The organism is Vibrio sp. CCUG 15886 (assembly GCF_028570825.1).
Classification (GTDB): Bacteria; Pseudomonadota; Gammaproteobacteria; order Enterobacterales; family Vibrionaceae; genus Vibrio; species Vibrio vulnificus_B.
Genome location: NZ_JAQQBT010000003.1, coordinates 327,628 through 346,851, shown reverse-complemented (window position 1 = coordinate 346,851; position 19,224 = coordinate 327,628). Strand labels below are relative to the sequence as shown.

Below are 19,224 nucleotides of genomic sequence, written 5' to 3'. Positions count from 1 at the left end.
TTCACACTACCACAAAGGCATGAACCTCGATGTTTATTCGCCATAAAAGCCTCCTTTCTTTCGATTACACATAACGCTGCGTTAAGGGGTGAATGCCGCCTAAACCAACTTTCCGCAGACCATTTTCACCACAAAAATCACCGCATACCAAAAACGCCACGCGGCATGAATCCCTCTTTAACGCCTTGTTATGTGCGCAACCCATCGATGAACATCCTAGCCTTTTTCGGGCTAGTTACCCTAACGAACTTTATATGACTGTACCTTGAATCATTCAGTAACTCATTGTAACCAATACGATTTGTTTTATACGTTTTTAATGTCCAGAGAATAATCGAATCTTTGCTAAGAAACGATTTTTTGAATGACTCAACATTACCTGCTTTACCCCAAAGCTCCTGCTTAGTAACAATACGAGTTAATGCTCGCTTCACCGCTTGGAATAGCGTCCTTGAAAATGAATAGTCCACCCAAATGATGGTGTCAGCCCTAGCCCACTTAATTTCGGCTGTCCGGTTATAGTTACCATCAAGCACCCATTGTTCGCCGCTTAGACTCTCAGTTAAATTTGCGAAGAATTCTTCGTCTGTAGACTCTTGCCAATTTGGCTTCCAGAATATGGCATCCATTTCCAAATATGGGTATTTGAGCTTATCAGCAAGCTGGCGACTGAAAGTACTTTTACCACTGCCACTCGTACCTATTACATTAATTCTTTCCATCACCAAACCTGATTTCATTCCCTAGCACATAACGTCCAATTAAGGTGTGAAGCACGCGACCACGGCACTTAAATAGACCACCGTAAACACTAAACTCACCCCAAACCAAAAATGCCAAGCGTGCTGAATCACTCTTAAATTGTTTGTTATATTTCAGTGCGCTATAGGTGATTTGGGCTATGCGCACCTACTAATTTGCTCTTTTCACTGGAGTTTCACCAGATCATCAGTAAGTTAAACTTAAAAGAGCGGTGGTTCTCCCAAAACATGGCAACACATTTTGAAAGTTGCTTAAATTTACTACTAATTTTGTTGATAATTTTCATACCCATAAGCTCTCCCTCCTTAGTCTGACTAGTTAAAAACCCCACAATTTCCGCTAAGAGAAACTGCACCACAAAAACAGGTGGATTTGACGCAAAGTAAATCGAGGCTGCCATCATCAGTCTCAGGAGACCACCACTGAGAGACGTATTCACGTTTCGGCTTTCGACTTGATTTTTAACATTATAACGTACTGAACTAAAAAGAAATATAACGCCGCGTTAAGTAGTGAGCAACGCTACCACCTACCCTAAACCATTGTGCCGTAAACACTAAATTTAAAGCAAACCGAAAATGCCAAGCGTTGGGAATCTGTCTTAAACGCTTTGTTATGCCTTTTCACCCACGGACTCCACCTGCGTACTTAAAATTTGACGCATCATTATTAGACAGAACTTCACTCCGTCTTTTTCTGAAAGCATATCCTTTAAGTAGATTCTATTTTCACCATACTCTAACGGGAAGTTTATGCTCATGTATGTCATTCGCTTTTTCTCAGACTCCCAAAACCGATATTTAACCTCTTTGGAGCCAACGTATTTTTTGAGGAACTTGTCGATCGTTAACCCCTCTCGTTGCCAATTTACTAAGTCTTTACTAACCCAAACATCATCCCATGTATCGAAAAAGGGAAAGTGAGCCAATACATTGCGAACAAACTTAAACATAGGACCACCAATCTCCGACTCCATTGGAGGACGTGTAACTTTCAAATCTTTAAGGACATATTGGAATGGTTCGTATGACAAGATTTCAGCGTAAACAGCAAAAACACTCGATACTCTGCTAAACCTATAGCGAGAGTCTTTATCCCAGAAGTCATCAGTCATGACCTCATCAAAAAGATCATAAAATCGGTTGTATCCTAAGCTAAGAAATTGCTCTTCGGCACGGTTTGGTCTTAATTCCATTATCTATTCTTCCTGATGACCCCGGAGGCATAACGCCGCATTAAGGTGTGAGCGGCACTTGGCTATACTTGAGCGAAGCGAAACTGCCAAGCGTTGCGAATCACTCTTAAATGCTTTGTTAGGCGATTTCACTGTAAGCTCAACTTTAATAAATAAATGTAATCAAAAAATAAAAAGCCCAGAACAGTTAGAGCTAAGCCGTACACTAGCATTTCCAGTCGGTCTGAGAGCTTTAGTGCGGACATATGTTCCTCTCGAAGTTGTAACAATTCTGGACTTGTTAAGACGTCATAGGAAAACTCTTCTGCATTTTCACCAAAACAACGGTCGAACTTTTCTACCATTTTTATCTCATATGACTCAAGGATACCTTTATCAGCATTTTTCATAAGTATGTATGACTTAGCATCGCGCATTGAAAAGCTTAAAAAGCGTTCATTAGAATCTTTTAAGTACTTGTGTACAATCTTAGATATAGCTTGCTTTTCTTTTCTTAAACTCTTTGTGAAAACACGAAAGGCTCTTCTTTTACCCAATAATACGAAGAGCCCTATTATGACGATATCTTTAACCAAAAATGGAACTTCAAATGGGAGCCATGATGTGAAGAAGTCAAACACAGGATGTAACCATAAGTGCCAGTACGTTGATATAGTATGAACAAACAACAATATGTAAGAAAGTACATGGTCTAAGCCAATGACACTAGCTTTTTCGACTAAATAAACACCAAATTGTTTCCACGAATTCAAATCATCGAGTACGTTTATAAGCCCCAAAACTGACAAAAAACCACCGACCAACTGGCTGGCTCTTTGCACAATTAGCTTTATTTTATTTTTATCGAACATGATATCTCATTTTACTTGTCGCCTAACGCTCTCTATACACCAACATGTTGTACTAATCGTGCACGCTACCACCAATCTTTATGTCAAAGACTTCAAGAATGCTATCACACAACCATATGAAACAAATATCAATTTTGAATGAAAGTGCGTGCTAATAGTCTCAATTAGGCATTTAGATGTAGCTTAATTTTACAACTAGCCTAACTTTAAAAGGCTGTATATATATACACATAAAAACACAAAGGTTAGGAATGAAAAATCAGTTTATTTTAAGTGTTCAAGATCATATGCGAACTCGACACTATGCCACAAAAACGATTCAGGCTTACATCAGTTGGATTAAACAGTACATCTATTTCCATAGGATGGCACATCCGTCTACATTGAATGAGAAACATGTTGAAGAATTTTTAACCCACCTCGCTGTTGAACAAAAAGTTGCCGCAAAGACACAAGCACTTGCATTAAACTCCGTTCTATTTCTCTATCGGGAATATTTCAGAACACCGCTTAATAATGAAATCAAGTTTCAGAAGTCTCTACTCGATAGAAAATTGCCAGTTGTGTTGACCAAGCCAGAGCTTCGTGCATTTATTCAACATATAGACCCAAGATATAAACTTCATATTATGCTGTTATATGGCTCTGGATTAAGAGTTATGGAGTGCGTTCGTCTTAGAATCCAGGATATTGATTACCATTATGGAGCACTAAGAGTTTGGCAAGGCAAGGGAGGGAAAAACCGCACTGTTACACTCGCTAAGGAGTTATATCCCCTCTTGAAAGAGCAAGAGGCATTAGCACTACGTTATTATAAAAAAGACAGAATTACTGCGGGTTACGCCGGCGTTTGGTTATCGTCTTCTCTGCAAAGAAAATACCAAGGAGCCGAAATGGATTTCAACTGGCACTATTTATTCCCATCCGATAGGTTATCAAGAGATCCAGAGTCCGATTTACTCAGAAGACACCACATCAACGAGCAAGCTCTTCAAAGGGCCGTAAAGAGAGCAGCAAAAGATGCTGGAATTACCAAGTCCATAAGTTGCCACACGCTGAGACATAGCTTTGCAACACACTTACTTGAGTCCGGCGCCGATATTCGAACCGTACAAGAACAGCTAGGCCATTCTGACGTTAAAACCACCCAGATATACACTCATGTATTAGAAAGAGGTGCGGGCGGAGTCCTAAGCCCTCTATCTAAGCTTTAGTTTCAGAATACAAAAAAGGAGAGCCTAAGCTCTCCTTTCTCTTAACCTAAACTCTAATTAAAGAGCTGCTTTCGCTTTTTCAACTAAAACTGCAAATGCAGCTTTGTCGAATACAGCGATATCCGCAAGGATCTTACGATCGATCTCGATAGATGCTTTCTTAAGACCGTTGATGAAACGGCTGTAAGATAGACCATTTTGACGAGATGCCGCGTTGATACGTGCAATCCACAGTTGACGGAATTGACGTTTCTTAGCGCGACGGTCACGGTAAGCGTATTGACCAGCTTTAGTAACTGCTTGGAAAGCTACGCGGTAAACACGTGAACGTGCACCGTAGTAACCTTTAGCTTGTTTTAAAACTTTCTTATGACGTGCACGAGCTTGTACACCACGTTTTACGCGAGGCATTATGTCTCTCCTAAACTAAACGATTATGAAACTAAAAAGAATTAAGCGTATGGAAGCATACGAGCAACTGCTGCTACTTCACATCTTGGAAGTAGAGAGTTTGGACGTAGCTGACGCTTGTTCTTAGTAGTACGCTTAGTCAGAATGTGACGTTTAGTAGCGTGCTTGTACTTAATACCACCAGCAGTTTTCTTGAAACGCTTAGCAGCACCTTTGTTGTTTTTCATCTTAGGCATGATGAATAACTCCGCATTGTAGTAGTTTAATAACAACGTAATTAGGGCGAATAAAACCCAGCCGCCTTTCAACGGCTGGGTTTAATTACTTGTAAGCCGTTAATTACTTCTTTTTAGGGGCCAACACCATGATCATCTGACGACCTTCAATCTTCGTTGGGAAAGATTCAACAACGGCATGTTCCACTGTATCCACTTTCAAACGTTCAAGAACGTCGACACCGATCTCTTGGTGAGCCATCTCACGGCCACGGAAGCGAATTGTTACCTTCACTTTGTTGCCTTCTTCAAGGAAACGGATCAGGTTGCGTAGTTTTACCTGATAGTCTCCGATATCAGTTCCAGGTCGGAATTTTAGTTCCTTGATCTGAATCTGTTTTTGCTTTTTCTTCTGCTCTTTCGTAGCTTTGCTCTTCTCGAAGAGGAACTTGCCATAGTCCATCACACGACAAACTGGTGGCTCGGCGTTAGGGCTGATCTCTACGAGATCCATACCAGCTTCTTCTGCTGCAGCAAGTGCTTCTTGGATCGAAACGATACCTACAGATTCACCGTCAGCGCCTGTTAAACGAACTTCACGAACGCCACGAATTTCACCGTTTAAACGGTGCTGGTTTTGTTTGACCGGAACTTGGCCACGTCTTCCGCCTTTAATAGTTTATTCCTCCAGATTGAGCTTACGGCTAGCGATTTGATCTTGGATGTAAGAAACAAAGTCATCCACTTTAAATTTACCCAAATCGTTACCTTTACGTGTACGTACTGCGATTTCTCCGGCTTCCATCTCTTGGTCGCCACAAACCAACATAAACGGCACACGCTTCAAAGTGTGTTCGCGGATTTTAAAGCCAATCTTCTCATTTCTCAAGTCCGCTTTCGCTCTAATTCCACATTTTTGTAGTTTCTGGGCGATTTCCTGAACATAATCAGCCTGTTTGTCAGTGATGTTCATGATAACAGCCTGCTCTGGTGCCAACCAAGTTGGGAAGAAACCAGCATATTCTTCAATTAGAATACCGATGAAACGCTCAAGAGAACCCAAAATGGCACGGTGAATCATCACTGGCACTAAACGCTCATTGTTTTCACCAACATAAGTCGCACCTAAGCGATTTGGTAGGTTGAAGTCGAGCTGAACGGTACCACACTGCCACGCACGACCTAGGCAGTCGAATAGTGTAAATTCAATCTTAGGACCGTAGAATGCGCCCTCGCCCTCTTGGATCTCGTATGCGATATCCATAGATTCTAAGGCCTGCTTTAGCGCTTCCTCAGATTGATCCCAAATTTCATCGCTACCTACACGCTGTTCAGGACGTGTAGACAGTTTCACCGCGATGTTATCAAAACCAAATGTTTGGTACGTGTCGTAAACCATCTTGATACAGTTGGTCACTTCATCTTGGATTTGGCTTTCTGTACAGAAGATGTGTGCATCATCCTGAGTAAAGCCGCGAACACGCATGATACCGTGTAGCGCACCAGATGGCTCGTTACGGTGACAAGAGCCAAACTCCGCCATACGTAGCGGTAGATCGCGGTACGATTTTAGACCTTGGTTAAAGATCTGCACGTGACCAGGACAGTTCATTGGCTTGATAGCGTATTCACGGTTCTCTGAAGAAGTGGTGAACATCGCATCTGCGTATTTATCCCAGTGGCCAGAGCGTTCCCAAAGTACACGGTCCATCATTAATGGGCCTTTTACTTCTTGATAGCCATATTCCGTGAGCTTCTCACGAATAAAGACTTCAAGATCGCGGAATACAGACCAACCATTGTGATGCCAGAACACCATACCCGGTGCTTCTTGCTGCATATGGAACAAATCGAGCTGTTTACCGATCTTACGATGGTCACGTTTTGCTGCTTCTTCTAGACGAGTCAGATGATCTTTCAGCGCTTTCTTATCGTGGAAAGCGGTACCATAGATACGTTGAAGCATCTTGTTGTCGCTATTACCACGCCAGTACGCGCCAGCCACGTTCAACAAAGTAAAGTGCTGACAGAAGCTCATGTTAGGCACGTGTGGGCCACGACACATGTCAATGTATTCTTCGTGATGGTAAAGACCTGGTCGATCGTCACGTGATACGTTTTCATCCAAGATTTCCATCTTGTATGTTTCACCACGAGCTTCAAATGCGTCACGCGCTTCCTGCCAGCTTACTTTTTTCTTGATAACCTGATATTTGGTTTTCGCCAGAGCTTTCATGCGCGCTTCAATCTTTTCCAGATCTTCTTGCGTCAATGACTCTTCCAAATCGATATCGTAGTAAAAACCATTATCAATGGTTGGGCCGATAGCCATTTTGGCATTTGGATAAAGTTGCTTCAGTGCGTGACCAAGTAGGTGAGCACAAGAGTGGCGAACAATTTCTAGACCATCAACTTCATCTTTCGTAGTGATGATCTCTAAACTTGCATCTTCTTCGATTAAATCGCATGCATCAACACGTTGGCCATTCACACGACCAGCAATGGTTGCTTTCGCAAGACCTGGGCCAATAGATAGCGCGACATCCATCGTTGATACAGGGTTATCAAATTGACGTTGACTGCCGTCAGGAAGAGTAATAATAGGCATTTTGATTCCTTTACAGTGGTGTTGCACACCAAGCAACACGTGTTCAGTAATTATGCTTTGAAAATCAATGTATTAATAATCAAACATAAGTGAATTTGGATAATTTGGTACAGATTTTGGTACAAATACGGATGTACCAGCCTCTGAAGCGACCCATTGTAAACGATTAGACCTAAATCACAATGATTAAAAAATTTTTCTTATCAGCAACTACACGATTTGTAAGCAGAATTGTTTTTTCCTCCCAAGGAGGAAGCCCCCTTGCCTCTTGCACAACTCAATTCGCGCAGTAATCTAATAAAAAGCAATGAGATTATTTCAGCAAGATCATATAGATATGAATAAGACTATTCTTTCTTTATCATTGAGCGGAGTTATATCACTTACCATTAGCGGTGATATCTACGCCGATGACTTATATGGACCAACGCGGAGTTACGCGCAATCGCCGATGCAGTCAAACGCGTTAAGCAATGTTTTGAGAAACGCACGTTCATTGCCTGATGACTCGATAGAAGCTTACACCTCTCTCACTGCAGCAAGCGTTTGGGCGGAAACCAATGATTACATGCTGGATTACTATCACAATCAATTGGAAGTCGGCGCGAGATGGCAAGTTAACGAACAGTGGCAATGGGAGTTGAACTATCGCTGGACGTTTGCTGCGGACAACCATTTAGATAACCTTACGATTGCGTTCCATGACTTTTTTGGTATCGGACAAAATGGCAGAGACACGGTCGATAAACACCGCTTTTATATCTCCATGCCGGAATACGGTGTTCATGAAGAGGGATTTGAAGGGGAAACGCTCAGCAGCGCCATATCCACTTATGTGCAATATCAACTCTATCAAGATCAACACCACGCCTTATCTGTGGGAGGGAGCCTCTATTACAACGATGTAAACAGTGGGCCTTTCGAAGGCAGTAGTTTTGAACAAGGTTTACAACTCAATTACGGTTACCAAAAGGAGCAACACGCAATTTACGCAATGTTTGGTATGACCCATCGCAACAAAGAAGTCTCAATTGCAGACATCCCCTACCGTAAAGACACACTCGCTTTTGCGACCGGATACCGTTATGCCTTTACTCGCCAGCATCACATTCTCGCGGAATACCATATCTATCAGGGGGCGACTGAAGGGCCTGATGATTTTTCAGACCCTTCAAATGAGTTTGTGTTGGGCTATCGTTATGTGATGGACAGTTCAGCGCTCGAAGTTTTGATGATAGAAAACGCCAGAAATATGGACAACAGTACCGATATCGCGTTTACATTTGGATATCGCTATCTCTTCAAATCGCGCGCTGATTAAGTACATATCACGAACGGTTAGGCACTTAATACTGGCGCGATGGCTTGCGCGACTTGTGAGTCCGTTGCATTTAATGGCAGAGTGAATGAGCGGTACTGATCCCCAGCTAAACTGAGAGAACGATCAATTTCCGCTAAGCAATGCACCACACCACCCTCCAGAATAAAAGATAACTCAATCTCTTTGCTGCCTAGGAAGCCATTGCTACGAAACTCGAGCTCTTGATAACAACCAGAGCGCGACGCAAAATTTTGCCCTCGAAGAAAACCTTTCTCTACATCCGCTTTCACCATGTTAAAACCGGCGCTAGTGATTGCGGCAATCACTTTTTGTACCACTGGCAAAGGTTTAACATCAATAAAGTCTCGGTCTCTCGGGTCTATTGCAAACTCAATATCTAATGAAGTTTCCAGCCAAACATGACATTGGTTTTTCAATGCGTTCACCGCAGTGACTGGCGTTTCATCGTGAAGTTTTAACTCAAACGCCACGCTTTTTTGCTCGCCCGCTTGAATGACAAACGGTTCTACGGCTTGAATTTTGTCGATGGTGAAGGTCTGGTAGCTCACACCGCTATCCGATTCGACTTTGACCTCCGTGTTGAGCTTGACCGTAATCGCGTCGATTTTCTGCTCAACATCACCGCCTTGAATATGCACCTGACCTTTTAGAGTTTGTCTTTGCTGCACACTCATTTCATCAAGAATTGTATCGACCTTCGCCGCCCCAATACCCAAAGACGCTTTTAACTTCTTAAACATACCTTTCCTTTCTATCTTTGTACTATTTCAGTCGTTTTTGTTATCTGATTCTGTTTACACAACCCCACTCAAACCTGCAAGCAAATTAGCTCACCTCGCTCGTAACAATGTGTTTCACCACAAAATGCGGCGACGAAGTTGCTTTTTCAACGTTAATTACGCACTATTTGTATAGTCAATTAGAGGAAAGATTATGCCATCACCGCTGTATATTCAGATCAAACAGTTCATTGAAACAAAAATCGACAGTGGCGAGTGGCACATCGGCTTTAAGATCGCAACTGAGCTAGAGCTGACCGAGCAATTTGGCGTCAGCCGCATGACCGTCAATAAAGCCATTCGCGATTTGGTCAATGAGGGGAAATTGCAAAGGCGACCACGTTTAGGCACGTTTGTCTGTGATAAACCAGACAAGGCAGAATCTCCACTGCTCGATGTCCGTAACATTGCCGAAGAAGTGGTCAATCGCGGCAAGACGCATCACAGCAAAGTCATTCAACAGTTGGTCCTCAAAGCGGATGATACGATTGCAACCAAACTCGGTGTAATGCTAGGAACGAAAGTGTTCTACAGTGAAATTATTCACTACGAGGATAAGGAGCCTATCCAGCTCGAGTTGCGCTGGGTTAACAGCCTCTATGCACCCCGCTATTTGCAACAAGATTTCACCCAAATGACCCCCAATCAGTATCTTTCTGAGAACTGCCCTTTGAGTGCGATGGAACATACGGTTGAAGCCATCATGCCCGATACCCGTATTCGCCAAGAGCTCAACATGAAAGTCAATGAACCTTGTCTGCTGCTCAACCGTCGTACTTGGAGTGAAGACAAACTCGTCAGCACCGCACTGCTGTATCATCCGGGTAATCGCTACAAGCTGAGCTCTAAGATTTTGTTGTAATTTAGAGTATCACACTTCGATTTGATCACATTTCAACAACATTCACCTTGTCACAACGATTATTTTCTCCTATTTATTTGTATATACATTTAGTCAATACAAATCATTGGAACCTTAATCATGGATCTGTTGCTTACCAACGCACGCCTTGTCACTTTGCAATCAGGGGAAATGGGTTATCAACCCAGCACGCCGATGTCGATTGGCATTAAGGCGGGGAAAATCCATTATCTAGGCAATGACACGGCACTGGCTGCTACTAAGCAAATTGATCTAAAAGGTAAGCTGGTTACTCCCGGCCTTATCGACTGCCACACACATCTTGTTTACGCGGGTAATCGGTCCAACGAATTTGAAATGCGATTGCAGGGAGTTCCCTATCAAGAAATCGCCCGCCAAGGAGGCGGCATTCTTTCTACCGTTTACGCGACACGCCAAGCCAGCGAAGCGCAGTTACTCAAACAAACGCTACCACGTCTTGATGGCTTGCTTGCCAGTGGCGTCACGTCGGTTGAAGTCAAATCGGGTTATGGATTAACACTGGTTGATGAAATCAAAATGCTGCGAGTGGCAAAGTCCTTATCACAGCATCGATTGGTGAAGATCACACCAACACTGTTAGCCGCCCATGCCCTCCCCCCTGAATTTACTGGCCGTGCGAACGACTACATCGAGTTTATTTGCCAAGAGATCATCCCACTGGTGGCCGAAGAACAGTTAGCCACCAGCGTCGACGTATTTTGTGAGTCAATTGGGTTTGATTTGGCACAAACAGAAAGAGTCTATGCTTGTGCTGTCGAGCACGGGCTGCGTGTCAAAGGGCACACAGAGCAACTGTCAAATTTGGGCGGAACCGCTTTAACTGCTCGTTATCAGGGGCTTTCTGCTGACCATATTGAATTTCTTGATCGAGCAGGCGTCGAAGCACTTGCCCGTTCATCGACCGTCGCGACTCTATTGCCTGGGGCGTTCTATTTTCTGCGTGAAACTCAATTGCCACCGATTGATCTATTGCGTCAGTTTGGTGTGCCCATGGCCATTGCCAGCGATGTTAACCCCGGCACCTCACCATTTTGTGATTTAACCTTAATGATGAACATGGCTTGCACCCTCTTTCGTTTAACGCCAGAAGAAGCTTTACGTGGCGTCACTCAACATGCGGCGCAAGCATTGGGCTATGCGGAGAGTCGAGGGCAAATCAAAACAGGTTATGACGCGGATCTCGCCATCTGGCAGATCGAGCATCCCGCCGATCTCAGTTATCAAGTCGGAACTCAGCGTCTCTTTGCAAGAGTCGTTGATGGTCAATTCGAGCAACACAAGGAGTGTTGTGATGAGTAAACATTTTTTTCTTCATAATGAATTTCATTGGCAAGGTCGCCACGATGCGGAAGACGGTGCCGCGGGTTTGCGTGTTCATCATGTGGTGCAGCCGATCGATTATACCCATATTGGTGAAAATCCTTATGGTGTCGCCCTGCTTGGCTTCGCCTGCGATGCGGGCGTGGCGCGCAATAAAGGCCGCATTGGCGCAAAGAAATCACCGGACTTGATCCGCCGAGCTTTAGCTAACTTAGCGTGGCATTCACCACATCCGCTCTACGACTTGGGCACCGTTGTGTGCGATGACGACCTGCTGGAATCAAGCCAGCAGCACTGCGCCAAAATCATTGCAGAAGTTCTTCCGTGTGTCCCTGTCATTACCCTAGGTGGTGGCCACGAAGTGGCATGGGCGTCCTTTTCTGGTTTGGCGCGTTATTTTGAACAACATCATCCTGAAAAAGCCCCTAAAATTGGCATCCTCAATTTCGACGCGCATTTCGACTTGCGCGCTTTTTCAAGTTCACAAGCCGATGTCAAGCCAAGCTCGGGCACGCCTTTCAATCAAATACAGCACTATTGCCAGCAACAAGGTTGGGATTTTCATTACGCTTGCCTAGGTGTGAGTAAGGCAAGCAACACACGCGCCTTGTTTGAGCGCGCCGAGCAACTCAACGTGTGGTTTGTTGAAGACAAAGATCTTGGCTCGGTCAACCACGACTACCATCTTACCCAATTGCAGCATTTTATCGACGACTGCGACTACCTCTATTTGACCATTGACTTGGACGTTTTCCCTGCGGCCACCGCGCCAGGCGTAAGCGCCCCTGCGGCAAGAGGGGTCAGTTACGACAACTTAGCGCCCTTTCTTGATCGTATCCTCGCGCACCGAGACAAATTAATGTTGGCCGACATTGCCGAATACAACCCGACTTATGACGTCGACAGCCAAACAGCGCGGCTAGCGGCCAGATTGTGCTGGGACATTGCCAACGCCATGAACGACAAACTCGAACATCAATAAACAGAACAACAATCAGGTGAACCGATGAGTTCACCGCTACGTGAAATTAAAGGAGTCTTACAATGACACAGAGCCAAGGACAAGATCCTCGCCTAGACACCAGCCGAACCATTCGCGCCCCTCATGGCACCACGCTAAGAGCCAAGTCATGGTTGACCGAAGCGCCATTGCGCATGCTGATGAATAATTTGGATCCTGATGTGGCTGAGCATCCGCACGCCTTAGTGGTGTATGGCGGCATTGGGCGTGCTGCACGCAATTGGGCATGCTTTGACAAGATTGTTGAAGTGCTTGAGCGTCTGGAAGACGACCAAACTTTGTTGGTTCAATCAGGTAAACCTGTTGGTGTCTTCCCTACGCATAAAAATGCACCACGCGTGCTGATCGCCAACTCTAACCTGGTTCCACACTGGGCAAACTGGGAACACTTCAATGAGCTCGATAAACAAGGCTTGATGATGTATGGCCAAATGACCGCGGGCAGCTGGATCTACATCGGCTCTCAAGGCATCGTACAGGGTACCTACGAAACCTTCGTCGCTGTTGCAAAAAAACACTTCGCTGGTGAAGCAAAAGGTCGCTGGGTACTCACTGGTGGTCTTGGTGGCATGGGCGGCGCGCAGCCACTTGCTGCAACCATGGCGGGCTTCGCGATGATTGCCGTTGAATGTGACGAATCGCGTATCGATTATCGCCTACGTACGGGTTATGTCGATAAGAAAGCGACCACCCTAGAGGAAGCGTTGGCCATCGTCAAAGAATCCGACACGCCTGTCTCTGTTGGCTTACTGGGTAACGCCGCCGATGTGTTCGCAGAATTGGTGGAGCGCAACATCACGCCCGATGTCGTCACCGATCAAACCTCGGCACATGACCCGTTGAATGGCTACTTACCGCAAGGCTGGAGTATGGCCTACGCAGCGGAAATGCGTCAGCAAGACGAGAGCGCTGTCGTCAAAGCCGCAAAACAGTCCATGGCGGTTCAAGTCAAAGCCATGCTTGAACTGCAAAGTCGTGGAGCCGCCACGCTCGATTACGGCAACAACATTCGTCAAATGGCGCTAGAAGAAGGGGTCGAGAATGCATTTGATTTCCCGGGCTTTGTGCCAGCGTATATTCGACCTTTGTTCTGCGAAGGCATTGGCCCTTTCCGCTGGGCGGCGCTGTCGGGCGATCCTGAGGACATTTACAAAACAGACCAAAAAGTGAAAGAGCTGATTCCTGACAATCCTCATTTGCACAATTGGTTAGACATGGCACGCGAGCGTATTCAGTTCCAAGGTTTACCTGCGCGCATTTGCTGGGTGGGTCTGAAAGATCGCGAGCGCCTAGGTCAGGCATTTAATGAAATGGTGAAAAATGGCGAATTAAAAGCGCCGATCGTGATTGGCCGTGATCATCTAGATTCGGGTTCCGTCGCCAGCCCAAACCGTGAAACGGAAGGCATGCTGGACGGTTCAGACGCGGTTTCTGACTGGCCACTGCTCAATGCCCTCCTCAATACCGCCGGTGGTGCGACTTGGGTATCACTCCATCATGGTGGTGGTGTAGGCATGGGTTTCTCGCAACACTCTGGAATGGTGATTTGCTGTGACGGAACAGAAGATGCGTCCGCGCGTATTGCCCGAGTGCTGCATAACGATCCCGCGACGGGGGTAATGCGCCACGCCGATGCGGGTTACGACATCGCCAAACAGTGCGCAGCGCAGCAAGGTCTTGACCTGCCGATGCTGAACAAAGAATTGAGCAAGTTGAAGTAAGGAATATGGATATGTTAAATCTCACGCTAAAGCCCGGTTGTCTTAGCTTAAATCAACTGCGTCAAGTCAGTCGTTCACCCATCAACCTTTCTCTTGATGCGTCAGCGATTCCAGCTATTGAAGATAGCACGCAAGTGGTTGAACGAGTCATCGCCGAGGATCGCACCGTTTACGGCATTAATACTGGATTTGGCTTATTGGCCAATACACGCATTGCCCCAGAAGATCTTGAAACGCTGCAACGCAGTATCGTCCTTTCTCACGCTGCGGGTATCGGCGAGTTCATGGCAGATGAAACGGTCCGTCTGATGATGGTGCTCAAAATCAATAGCCTATCCCGTGGATATTCCGGTATTCGTCTCAACGTCATTCAAATGTTGATCGATTTGGTCAACGCGCAAGTTTACCCTTGTGTACCACAAAAAGGCTCGGTTGGGGCATCGGGCGACTTGGCCCCACTGGCTCATATGAGCACAGTGTTACTAGGTGAAGGGCAAGCGCGTCACAACGGCAAAATTATCTCAGGCCTAGAAGCACTCAAAATAGCCGGCCTTGAACCGATCACGCTTGCGCCAAAAGAAGGTCTTGCACTACTGAATGGTACACAGGCGTCGACGGCTTTCGCGTTGGAAGGACTGTTTATCGCTGAAGACCTCTTCGCATCCGCAACCGTCTGCGGCGCAATGTCAGTTGAAGCTGCGCTAGGGAGTCGCCGTCCTTTTGACCCGCGTATTCACCGCGTGCGTGGGCACCGCAGCCAAATGGATTCTGCGATGGCCTATCGTCATCTACTGGACACCAGTAGTGAAATTGGCCAGTCACACAGCAACTGTGAAAAGGTGCAAGACCCTTATTCGTTGCGTTGCCAGCCGCAAGTGATGGGCGCATGTCTGCAGCAGATCCGTAACTCAGCTGAGATCTTGTTGGTTGAGTCGAACTCGGTTTCCGACAATCCCCTCGTATTTGCTGAAGATGACGACATCATTTCTGGAGGCAACTTCCACGCAGAACCTGTTGCTATGGCAGCAGACAACCTTGCTCTCGCAATTGCAGAAATCGGCAGCCTCTCGGAGCGCCGCATGGCATTGCTGATTGATAGCGCACTCTCTAAGCTGCCACCATTTTTGGTCGATAACGGCGGAGTCAACTCTGGTTTTATGATTGCGCAAGTGACCTCGGCGGCGTTGGCAAGTGAAAACAAAACTCTTGCACACCCGGCATCCGTGGATAGCTTACCAACGTCAGCGAACCAAGAAGATCATGTCTCCATGGCTACCTTTGCCGCCCGTCGTTTACGTGAAATGGGTGAAAACACACGTGGCATTTTAGCCGTCGAGTATCTCTCAGCGGCGCAAGGACTGGATTTCCGTGCACCGCATAAATCCTCGCCTCGCATAGAACAAGCAAAGCAGATGCTACGAGAGAAAGTCAGTTTCTACGATAAAGACCGTTACTTTGCTCCGGATATTGAAAAAGCCAACTCACTGCTGAAGCTGGCCGTGCACAACGTGCTGATGCCAGAAGCGCTGTTACCGAGTGTTCTCTAATCACGGATAAGCAAACCATAACCACAAGAGGGCATAACTTGCCCTCTTGCTTCTTATTTCTAGATGTAAACCGTTCACTTTGCACACAAATCTGTGAGCAAATATTGAACTTTCACACTGGATGGACCATTGAATCTATTCTCATAGCGTATAATCAGCCACAGTTTTGGCTATATCATACGACATATGTTTCTAACACCTTATTTTTCAAGCAATAACCATCAATTTCAGTTCACTCGCGAGCAAGCAAGCCACTTTGCGAAAAAGGTCGCGGGAGACTATAACCCAATCCATGATGAAGACAGCAAACGCTTCTGCGTGCCTGGCGATCTTTTGTTTGCCGTACTGCTCAGCAAAGAAGGCGTCAGCCAAAAAATGCGTTTCGACTTTTCTGGCATGGTCAACGATGGTGTGGCTCTTCACATTGAAAATAAGTGTACTAAAGAGAGTGCCGTTGTGGATGCTGTAGGTAAAGAGTACCTGCACATGAGTCGCGAAGGCGACGTGAATCGCGATGCGGCTTTCATTGAGCACGTGGTGACCAACTATGTTCAGTTCTCAGGCATGAACTTCCCACACATCATGGTGCCTCTAATGGAAGAGCAACAGATGATGATCAATTGCCAGCGTCCTCTGGTGATTTACGAAAGCATGGAAGTCGAATTTGAGCGTCTGGATCTTTCTCATCCAGAGGTGGCATTTACCGGCGCTACCTTTGATGTTGATGGCAAACGTGGTGTCGTCACTCTTAACTTCGCGTTTAAAGAAGATGGCGAAGTGGTTGGACGTGGCATTAAACGCATGGTCGCCAGCGGCCTAAAGCCTTATGACCAAGATGCTGTTGATGACTTGGTTAACCGCTTTAACGAACGTAAAGAAGCCTTCTTGCAGCAGTTTGCGCAAGCAGCATAAGTGACTTAGCCAAGTAAACAAACAATACTAAGAACAAAAGGGAGCTTATTTAAAGCTCCCTTTCTCTTTGATACGAGATAGTCAAAACGTACACATTACTATTCTGTTAGTATTTTCGTCTTAAGAAACCCAACAGAGCCAATAACGATAACCAACCTAAGCTACCACCACTGCTTGAACCCGAACTTGAACTTTCTGCCGATGGTAAGATGAGTGATGAACTGTAGCGAATGGCATTTAAGAAACCGCGATCTGCCCCTTCACTTCCTAACTCATCTTTCACATATACCAATTCAATTACGTTTTTCTCGCGGGGTAACACGAATGAGACCGTCCCTTTTTGCTCTCCACTTACCGACAACTCTAGTCTGCCATTGACGAAAATCTTTAATTCATCAAATTTTTCTTCCGAAGAGACAGACATGTCCAAGGCCACTTGTCCTTTTGCTATCCCTGATATCGCAATACCTGAGGATTGATCCTTTTCTAAAGTACCGGACATAATCCCTATCGCAGAAAAATCCCACTCGATACCTTGACTAAATACGGACAGTTGTTGGTTAGGAATTTGTCCCATGATCCAATCTGATATGAACGGGTCGGCCAATTGGTAAGATTGATAATGCACCGTCGATTTCACTTGGCCTATACCTTGGTTGCTATCCATTGTCACATCATAAGAAAAATCACCAGAGCCAAGAAGACTGTAGCTTGTAGTAACTTGACAATCTTCTCCGATTGCAAGAGGCTGTTCGCAAGTATTATGAACAATTTGAGCACTTGACGTCGTGGAGAAGTTGGATAGCAATAACTCACTCTCGGTATTATTTCGGTAAGTTAACGTCGCACTCTGAATACCTGGTGAGACGATGCCCTCATAAACATGCTGATCGTAACTCAGGCCTTTTGTTTTATTGGCAATCCAATCAGCGTAATAACTGACATTGGCATACACGCCGTACTTGCCTTTCTCCGCGCAACCATCACCCCAACTGACAATACCCAACTGTTTGTATTGGCCATTATCACTGACAACAATCGGGCCACCACTGTCACCTTGACATGAGTCTTTGCCGCCTTGAACCAGTCCCGCACAAAATGCCGTATCGGAAATCTTAGCGTAATCTCCTCCGACATTGCGGCATGTTTGCTGAGCAATCAGATTGACGTCAACTTGCTGTAACTGAGTTGCACCACGAAAGTTATCTGTTGGGTCTTGATCTCCCCATCCCATCACTGTTAAGTTAGTCCCAGCAGCCAATGAATTCCTAAAACTGGCTTCTACTAAGGCAACGGGAGCGCCTTCAAACTCTTCACTCAACTCTAAGATGGCGATGTCATTTCCCAGAGCAGCGTCAGCATACTCTTCATGAATATACACTTTACGCACTGAAAGACGTTGTTCACTCGTCGCTGCAGACAGATTCTGCTGGCCGATGATCACTTCAATGTCTTCACCCAAGGTTGCATCCAAACAGTGCGCAGCCGTCAGGACATATCTAGAGCCAATGAAACTGGCGCCACAAAATTGGCCTTTGCCTCCGTTGTAGCCCTTACTCACAACCGCCGCCATAAATGGCCACTTTTCGGCAGGTGCCGTAGATCCCCCAATAATTCGATTAGAGCGTTCCACAGAACTTTCCGAGCTATTCAATGAATCGAGTGCTAAAGCCTGACTATTCGCGAAAGCCAATGTAGATATGATAGCGATAGAAAGTATTTTCCGACGATACATGATATTTCCTTACAACATGACGTTAATGATTATTGTTCTTAAAAATCAATAAATCATATATCAAACGCACCATTCATAAAGAGCAAACACCATCAAGATGGAATTCATTTCACAGATCAATATCACGCTTCTCAACATTCACAATCACTACATTAGAAACACCTTTCTTTTGTATCAAATCCAGCGTCTAACTTTTTGTTTGTAAACTAAATAACGCTCACCGAACAATCCTTCTAACGCTCTTTCTTCGGGATAAATTTGAAAGCGGTTCATATAGGCAACAAATAAAGGGCAACCAGCAAAGGCCAACATATTCTCTAACCAAATCGCATAAGCGAGTAACAGTAGCAATAAAGCGAGGTACATGGGGTTGCGGGTATAAGCAAAAATGCCATTAGATACCACTGTCGAAGCACTTTCTGGTTTGACCGGATTCACCGTTGTTTGCGCTTGACGAAACGCCAATACGCCGGCAATACCAATGACACCAGACAAGCCAAACAACACACCAGCGAACCATAATCGACGACTAAGTGAAAATGACCATGAGATGAAAAACTCACTCGTCAAATACATAAAAAATATGAAGATAAGAAATACGGCAACAGGGGGGATTTTTAACTCGAGTTTGTCCATGCTCAACTCCGGAGACCTTTACGGTCGCAGGTTCTTTTCACAAAAAAGCCC

The 19,224-nt window shown here is 45.3% G+C and carries 18 protein-coding genes and 1 other RNA gene; 8 read left to right on the top strand and 11 right to left on the bottom strand.

Going from position 1 to position 19,224, the window contains the following annotated elements:
• Positions 1-188: 188 nt before the first annotated feature.
• The 4 genes from PQQ36_RS10075 to PQQ36_RS10055 form a co-directional block, all read right to left on the bottom strand.
• Complete coding sequence (locus PQQ36_RS10075; RefSeq protein WP_175546889.1) at positions 189-722, bottom strand: shikimate kinase; 534 nt, start codon at positions 720-722, stop codon at positions 189-191.
• Positions 723-1,149: 427 nt separating this feature from the next.
• An RNA gene (locus tag PQQ36_RS10065) (hammerhead ribozyme type II) lies at positions 1,150-1,210 on the bottom strand.
• A 165-nt stretch (positions 1,211-1,375) separates the two neighbouring features.
• The gene (locus PQQ36_RS10060; protein WP_273661122.1) at positions 1,376-1,957 is read right to left on the bottom strand and encodes a hypothetical protein; all 582 of its coding nucleotides are present in this window, start codon (positions 1,955-1,957) and stop codon (positions 1,376-1,378) included.
• Between the two features lie 128 nt (positions 1,958-2,085).
• Positions 2,086-2,808 (bottom strand): hypothetical protein, encoded by a 723-nt coding sequence (locus PQQ36_RS10055; RefSeq protein ID WP_273661121.1) that lies wholly within the window; start codon positions 2,806-2,808, stop codon positions 2,086-2,088.
• Between the two features lie 251 nt (positions 2,809-3,059).
• Between PQQ36_RS10055 and PQQ36_RS10050 the strand changes: the two genes are divergently transcribed.
• The gene (locus PQQ36_RS10050; protein WP_225470688.1) at positions 3,060-4,022 is read left to right on the top strand and encodes an integron integrase; all 963 of its coding nucleotides are present in this window, start codon (positions 3,060-3,062) and stop codon (positions 4,020-4,022) included.
• Between the two features lie 57 nt (positions 4,023-4,079).
• Here PQQ36_RS10050 and rplT read toward each other — a convergent pair whose 3' ends face one another.
• The 4 genes from rplT to thrS form a co-directional block, all read right to left on the bottom strand.
• Positions 4,080-4,433, bottom strand: a complete 354-nt coding sequence (rplT, locus tag PQQ36_RS10045) for a 50S ribosomal protein L20 (RefSeq protein WP_004727974.1) — start codon at positions 4,431-4,433, stop codon at positions 4,080-4,082.
• A 41-nt stretch (positions 4,434-4,474) separates the two neighbouring features.
• A complete protein-coding gene (gene rpmI / locus PQQ36_RS10040; protein WP_011080265.1) occupies positions 4,475-4,669 on the bottom strand; it encodes a 50S ribosomal protein L35 in 195 nt (64 codons plus the stop codon).
• Positions 4,670-4,772: 103 nt separating this feature from the next.
• On the bottom strand, positions 4,773-5,324 hold the full coding sequence (gene infC / locus PQQ36_RS10035; protein WP_072604784.1) for a translation initiation factor IF-3: 552 nt from the start codon (positions 5,322-5,324) through the stop codon (positions 4,773-4,775).
• A gap of 3 nt (positions 5,325-5,327) precedes the next feature.
• Positions 5,328-7,256, bottom strand: a complete 1,929-nt coding sequence (thrS, locus tag PQQ36_RS10030; RefSeq protein ID WP_011080263.1) for a threonine--tRNA ligase — start codon at positions 7,254-7,256, stop codon at positions 5,328-5,330.
• Between the two features lie 337 nt (positions 7,257-7,593).
• On the opposite strand from thrS, the gene PQQ36_RS10025 reads away from it, so the two are divergent.
• Positions 7,594-8,577, top strand: a complete 984-nt coding sequence (locus PQQ36_RS10025) for a DUF3187 family protein (RefSeq protein ID WP_263179892.1) — start codon at positions 7,594-7,596, stop codon at positions 8,575-8,577.
• Between the two features lie 17 nt (positions 8,578-8,594).
• Here PQQ36_RS10025 and PQQ36_RS10020 read toward each other — a convergent pair whose 3' ends face one another.
• Complete coding sequence (locus tag PQQ36_RS10020) at positions 8,595-9,338, bottom strand: sporulation protein (RefSeq protein ID WP_273661035.1); 744 nt, start codon at positions 9,336-9,338, stop codon at positions 8,595-8,597.
• Between the two features lie 193 nt (positions 9,339-9,531).
• On the opposite strand from PQQ36_RS10020, the gene hutC reads away from it, so the two are divergent.
• From hutC to PQQ36_RS09990, 6 genes are all read left to right on the top strand, one after another.
• Positions 9,532-10,239 carry a histidine utilization repressor gene (gene hutC, locus PQQ36_RS10015; RefSeq protein WP_039553899.1) on the top strand — a complete coding sequence of 236 codons (708 nt, stop codon included), beginning with the start codon at positions 9,532-9,534 and terminating at the stop codon, positions 10,237-10,239.
• 120 nt (positions 10,240-10,359) lie between these two features.
• The gene (hutI, locus tag PQQ36_RS10010) at positions 10,360-11,580 is read left to right on the top strand and encodes an imidazolonepropionase (protein ID WP_263217414.1); all 1,221 of its coding nucleotides are present in this window, start codon (positions 10,360-10,362) and stop codon (positions 11,578-11,580) included.
• The gene (hutG, locus tag PQQ36_RS10005) at positions 11,573-12,583 is read left to right on the top strand and encodes a formimidoylglutamase (RefSeq protein ID WP_273661034.1); all 1,011 of its coding nucleotides are present in this window, start codon (positions 11,573-11,575) and stop codon (positions 12,581-12,583) included. The genes hutI and hutG overlap by 8 nt, the downstream gene beginning before the upstream one ends.
• A gap of 62 nt (positions 12,584-12,645) precedes the next feature.
• Positions 12,646-14,343 carry a urocanate hydratase gene (gene hutU / locus PQQ36_RS10000; protein WP_263217416.1) on the top strand — a complete coding sequence of 566 codons (1,698 nt, stop codon included), beginning with the start codon at positions 12,646-12,648 and terminating at the stop codon, positions 14,341-14,343.
• Between the two features lie 5 nt (positions 14,344-14,348).
• Positions 14,349-15,890, top strand: a complete 1,542-nt coding sequence (gene hutH / locus PQQ36_RS09995; protein ID WP_011150507.1) for a histidine ammonia-lyase — start codon at positions 14,349-14,351, stop codon at positions 15,888-15,890.
• Positions 15,891-16,076: 186 nt separating this feature from the next.
• Complete coding sequence (locus PQQ36_RS09990) at positions 16,077-16,802, top strand: DUF3581 domain-containing protein (RefSeq protein WP_017421064.1); 726 nt, start codon at positions 16,077-16,079, stop codon at positions 16,800-16,802.
• Between the two features lie 106 nt (positions 16,803-16,908).
• Here PQQ36_RS09990 and PQQ36_RS09985 read toward each other — a convergent pair whose 3' ends face one another.
• On the bottom strand, positions 16,909-18,537 hold the full coding sequence (locus PQQ36_RS09985) for a S1 family peptidase (protein ID WP_273661033.1): 1,629 nt from the start codon (positions 18,535-18,537) through the stop codon (positions 16,909-16,911).
• Between the two features lie 174 nt (positions 18,538-18,711).
• Positions 18,712-19,173: a methyltransferase family protein gene (locus tag PQQ36_RS09980; RefSeq protein WP_225470684.1), complete on the bottom strand. Its 462-nt coding sequence runs from the start codon at positions 19,171-19,173 to the stop codon at positions 18,712-18,714.
• Positions 19,174-19,224: the final 51 nt, after the last annotated feature.

What these genes read in the sequence shown, in the direction of transcription:
- PQQ36_RS10075 (WP_175546889.1), bottom strand. Translation starts at nt 722, where the DNA reads ATGGAAAGAATTAATGTAATAGGTACGAGTGGCAGTGGTAAAAGTACT.
- PQQ36_RS10060 (WP_273661122.1), bottom strand. Translation starts at nt 1,957, where the DNA reads ATGGAATTAAGACCAAACCGTGCCGAAGAGCAATTTCTTAGCTTAGGA.
- PQQ36_RS10055 (WP_273661121.1), bottom strand. Translation starts at nt 2,808, where the DNA reads ATGTTCGATAAAAATAAAATAAAGCTAATTGTGCAAAGAGCCAGCCAG.
- PQQ36_RS10050 (WP_225470688.1), top strand. Translation starts at nt 3,060, where the DNA reads ATGAAAAATCAGTTTATTTTAAGTGTTCAAGATCATATGCGAACTCGA.
- rplT (WP_004727974.1), bottom strand. Translation starts at nt 4,433, where the DNA reads ATGCCTCGCGTAAAACGTGGTGTACAAGCTCGTGCACGTCATAAGAAA.
- rpmI (WP_011080265.1), bottom strand. Translation starts at nt 4,669, where the DNA reads ATGCCTAAGATGAAAAACAACAAAGGTGCTGCTAAGCGTTTCAAGAAA.
- thrS (WP_011080263.1), bottom strand. Translation starts at nt 7,256, where the DNA reads ATGCCTATTATTACTCTTCCTGACGGCAGTCAACGTCAATTTGATAAC.
- PQQ36_RS10025 (WP_263179892.1), top strand. Translation starts at nt 7,594, where the DNA reads ATGAATAAGACTATTCTTTCTTTATCATTGAGCGGAGTTATATCACTT.
- PQQ36_RS10020 (WP_273661035.1), bottom strand. Translation starts at nt 9,338, where the DNA reads ATGTTTAAGAAGTTAAAAGCGTCTTTGGGTATTGGGGCGGCGAAGGTC.
- hutC (WP_039553899.1), top strand. Translation starts at nt 9,532, where the DNA reads ATGCCATCACCGCTGTATATTCAGATCAAACAGTTCATTGAAACAAAA.
- hutI (WP_263217414.1), top strand. Translation starts at nt 10,360, where the DNA reads ATGGATCTGTTGCTTACCAACGCACGCCTTGTCACTTTGCAATCAGGG.
- hutG (WP_273661034.1), top strand. Translation starts at nt 11,573, where the DNA reads ATGAGTAAACATTTTTTTCTTCATAATGAATTTCATTGGCAAGGTCGC.
- hutU (WP_263217416.1), top strand. Translation starts at nt 12,646, where the DNA reads ATGACACAGAGCCAAGGACAAGATCCTCGCCTAGACACCAGCCGAACC.
- hutH (WP_011150507.1), top strand. Translation starts at nt 14,349, where the DNA reads ATGGATATGTTAAATCTCACGCTAAAGCCCGGTTGTCTTAGCTTAAAT.
- PQQ36_RS09990 (WP_017421064.1), top strand. Translation starts at nt 16,077, where the DNA reads ATGTTTCTAACACCTTATTTTTCAAGCAATAACCATCAATTTCAGTTC.
- PQQ36_RS09985 (WP_273661033.1), bottom strand. Translation starts at nt 18,537, where the DNA reads ATGTATCGTCGGAAAATACTTTCTATCGCTATCATATCTACATTGGCT.
- PQQ36_RS09980 (WP_225470684.1), bottom strand. Translation starts at nt 19,173, where the DNA reads ATGGACAAACTCGAGTTAAAAATCCCCCCTGTTGCCGTATTTCTTATC.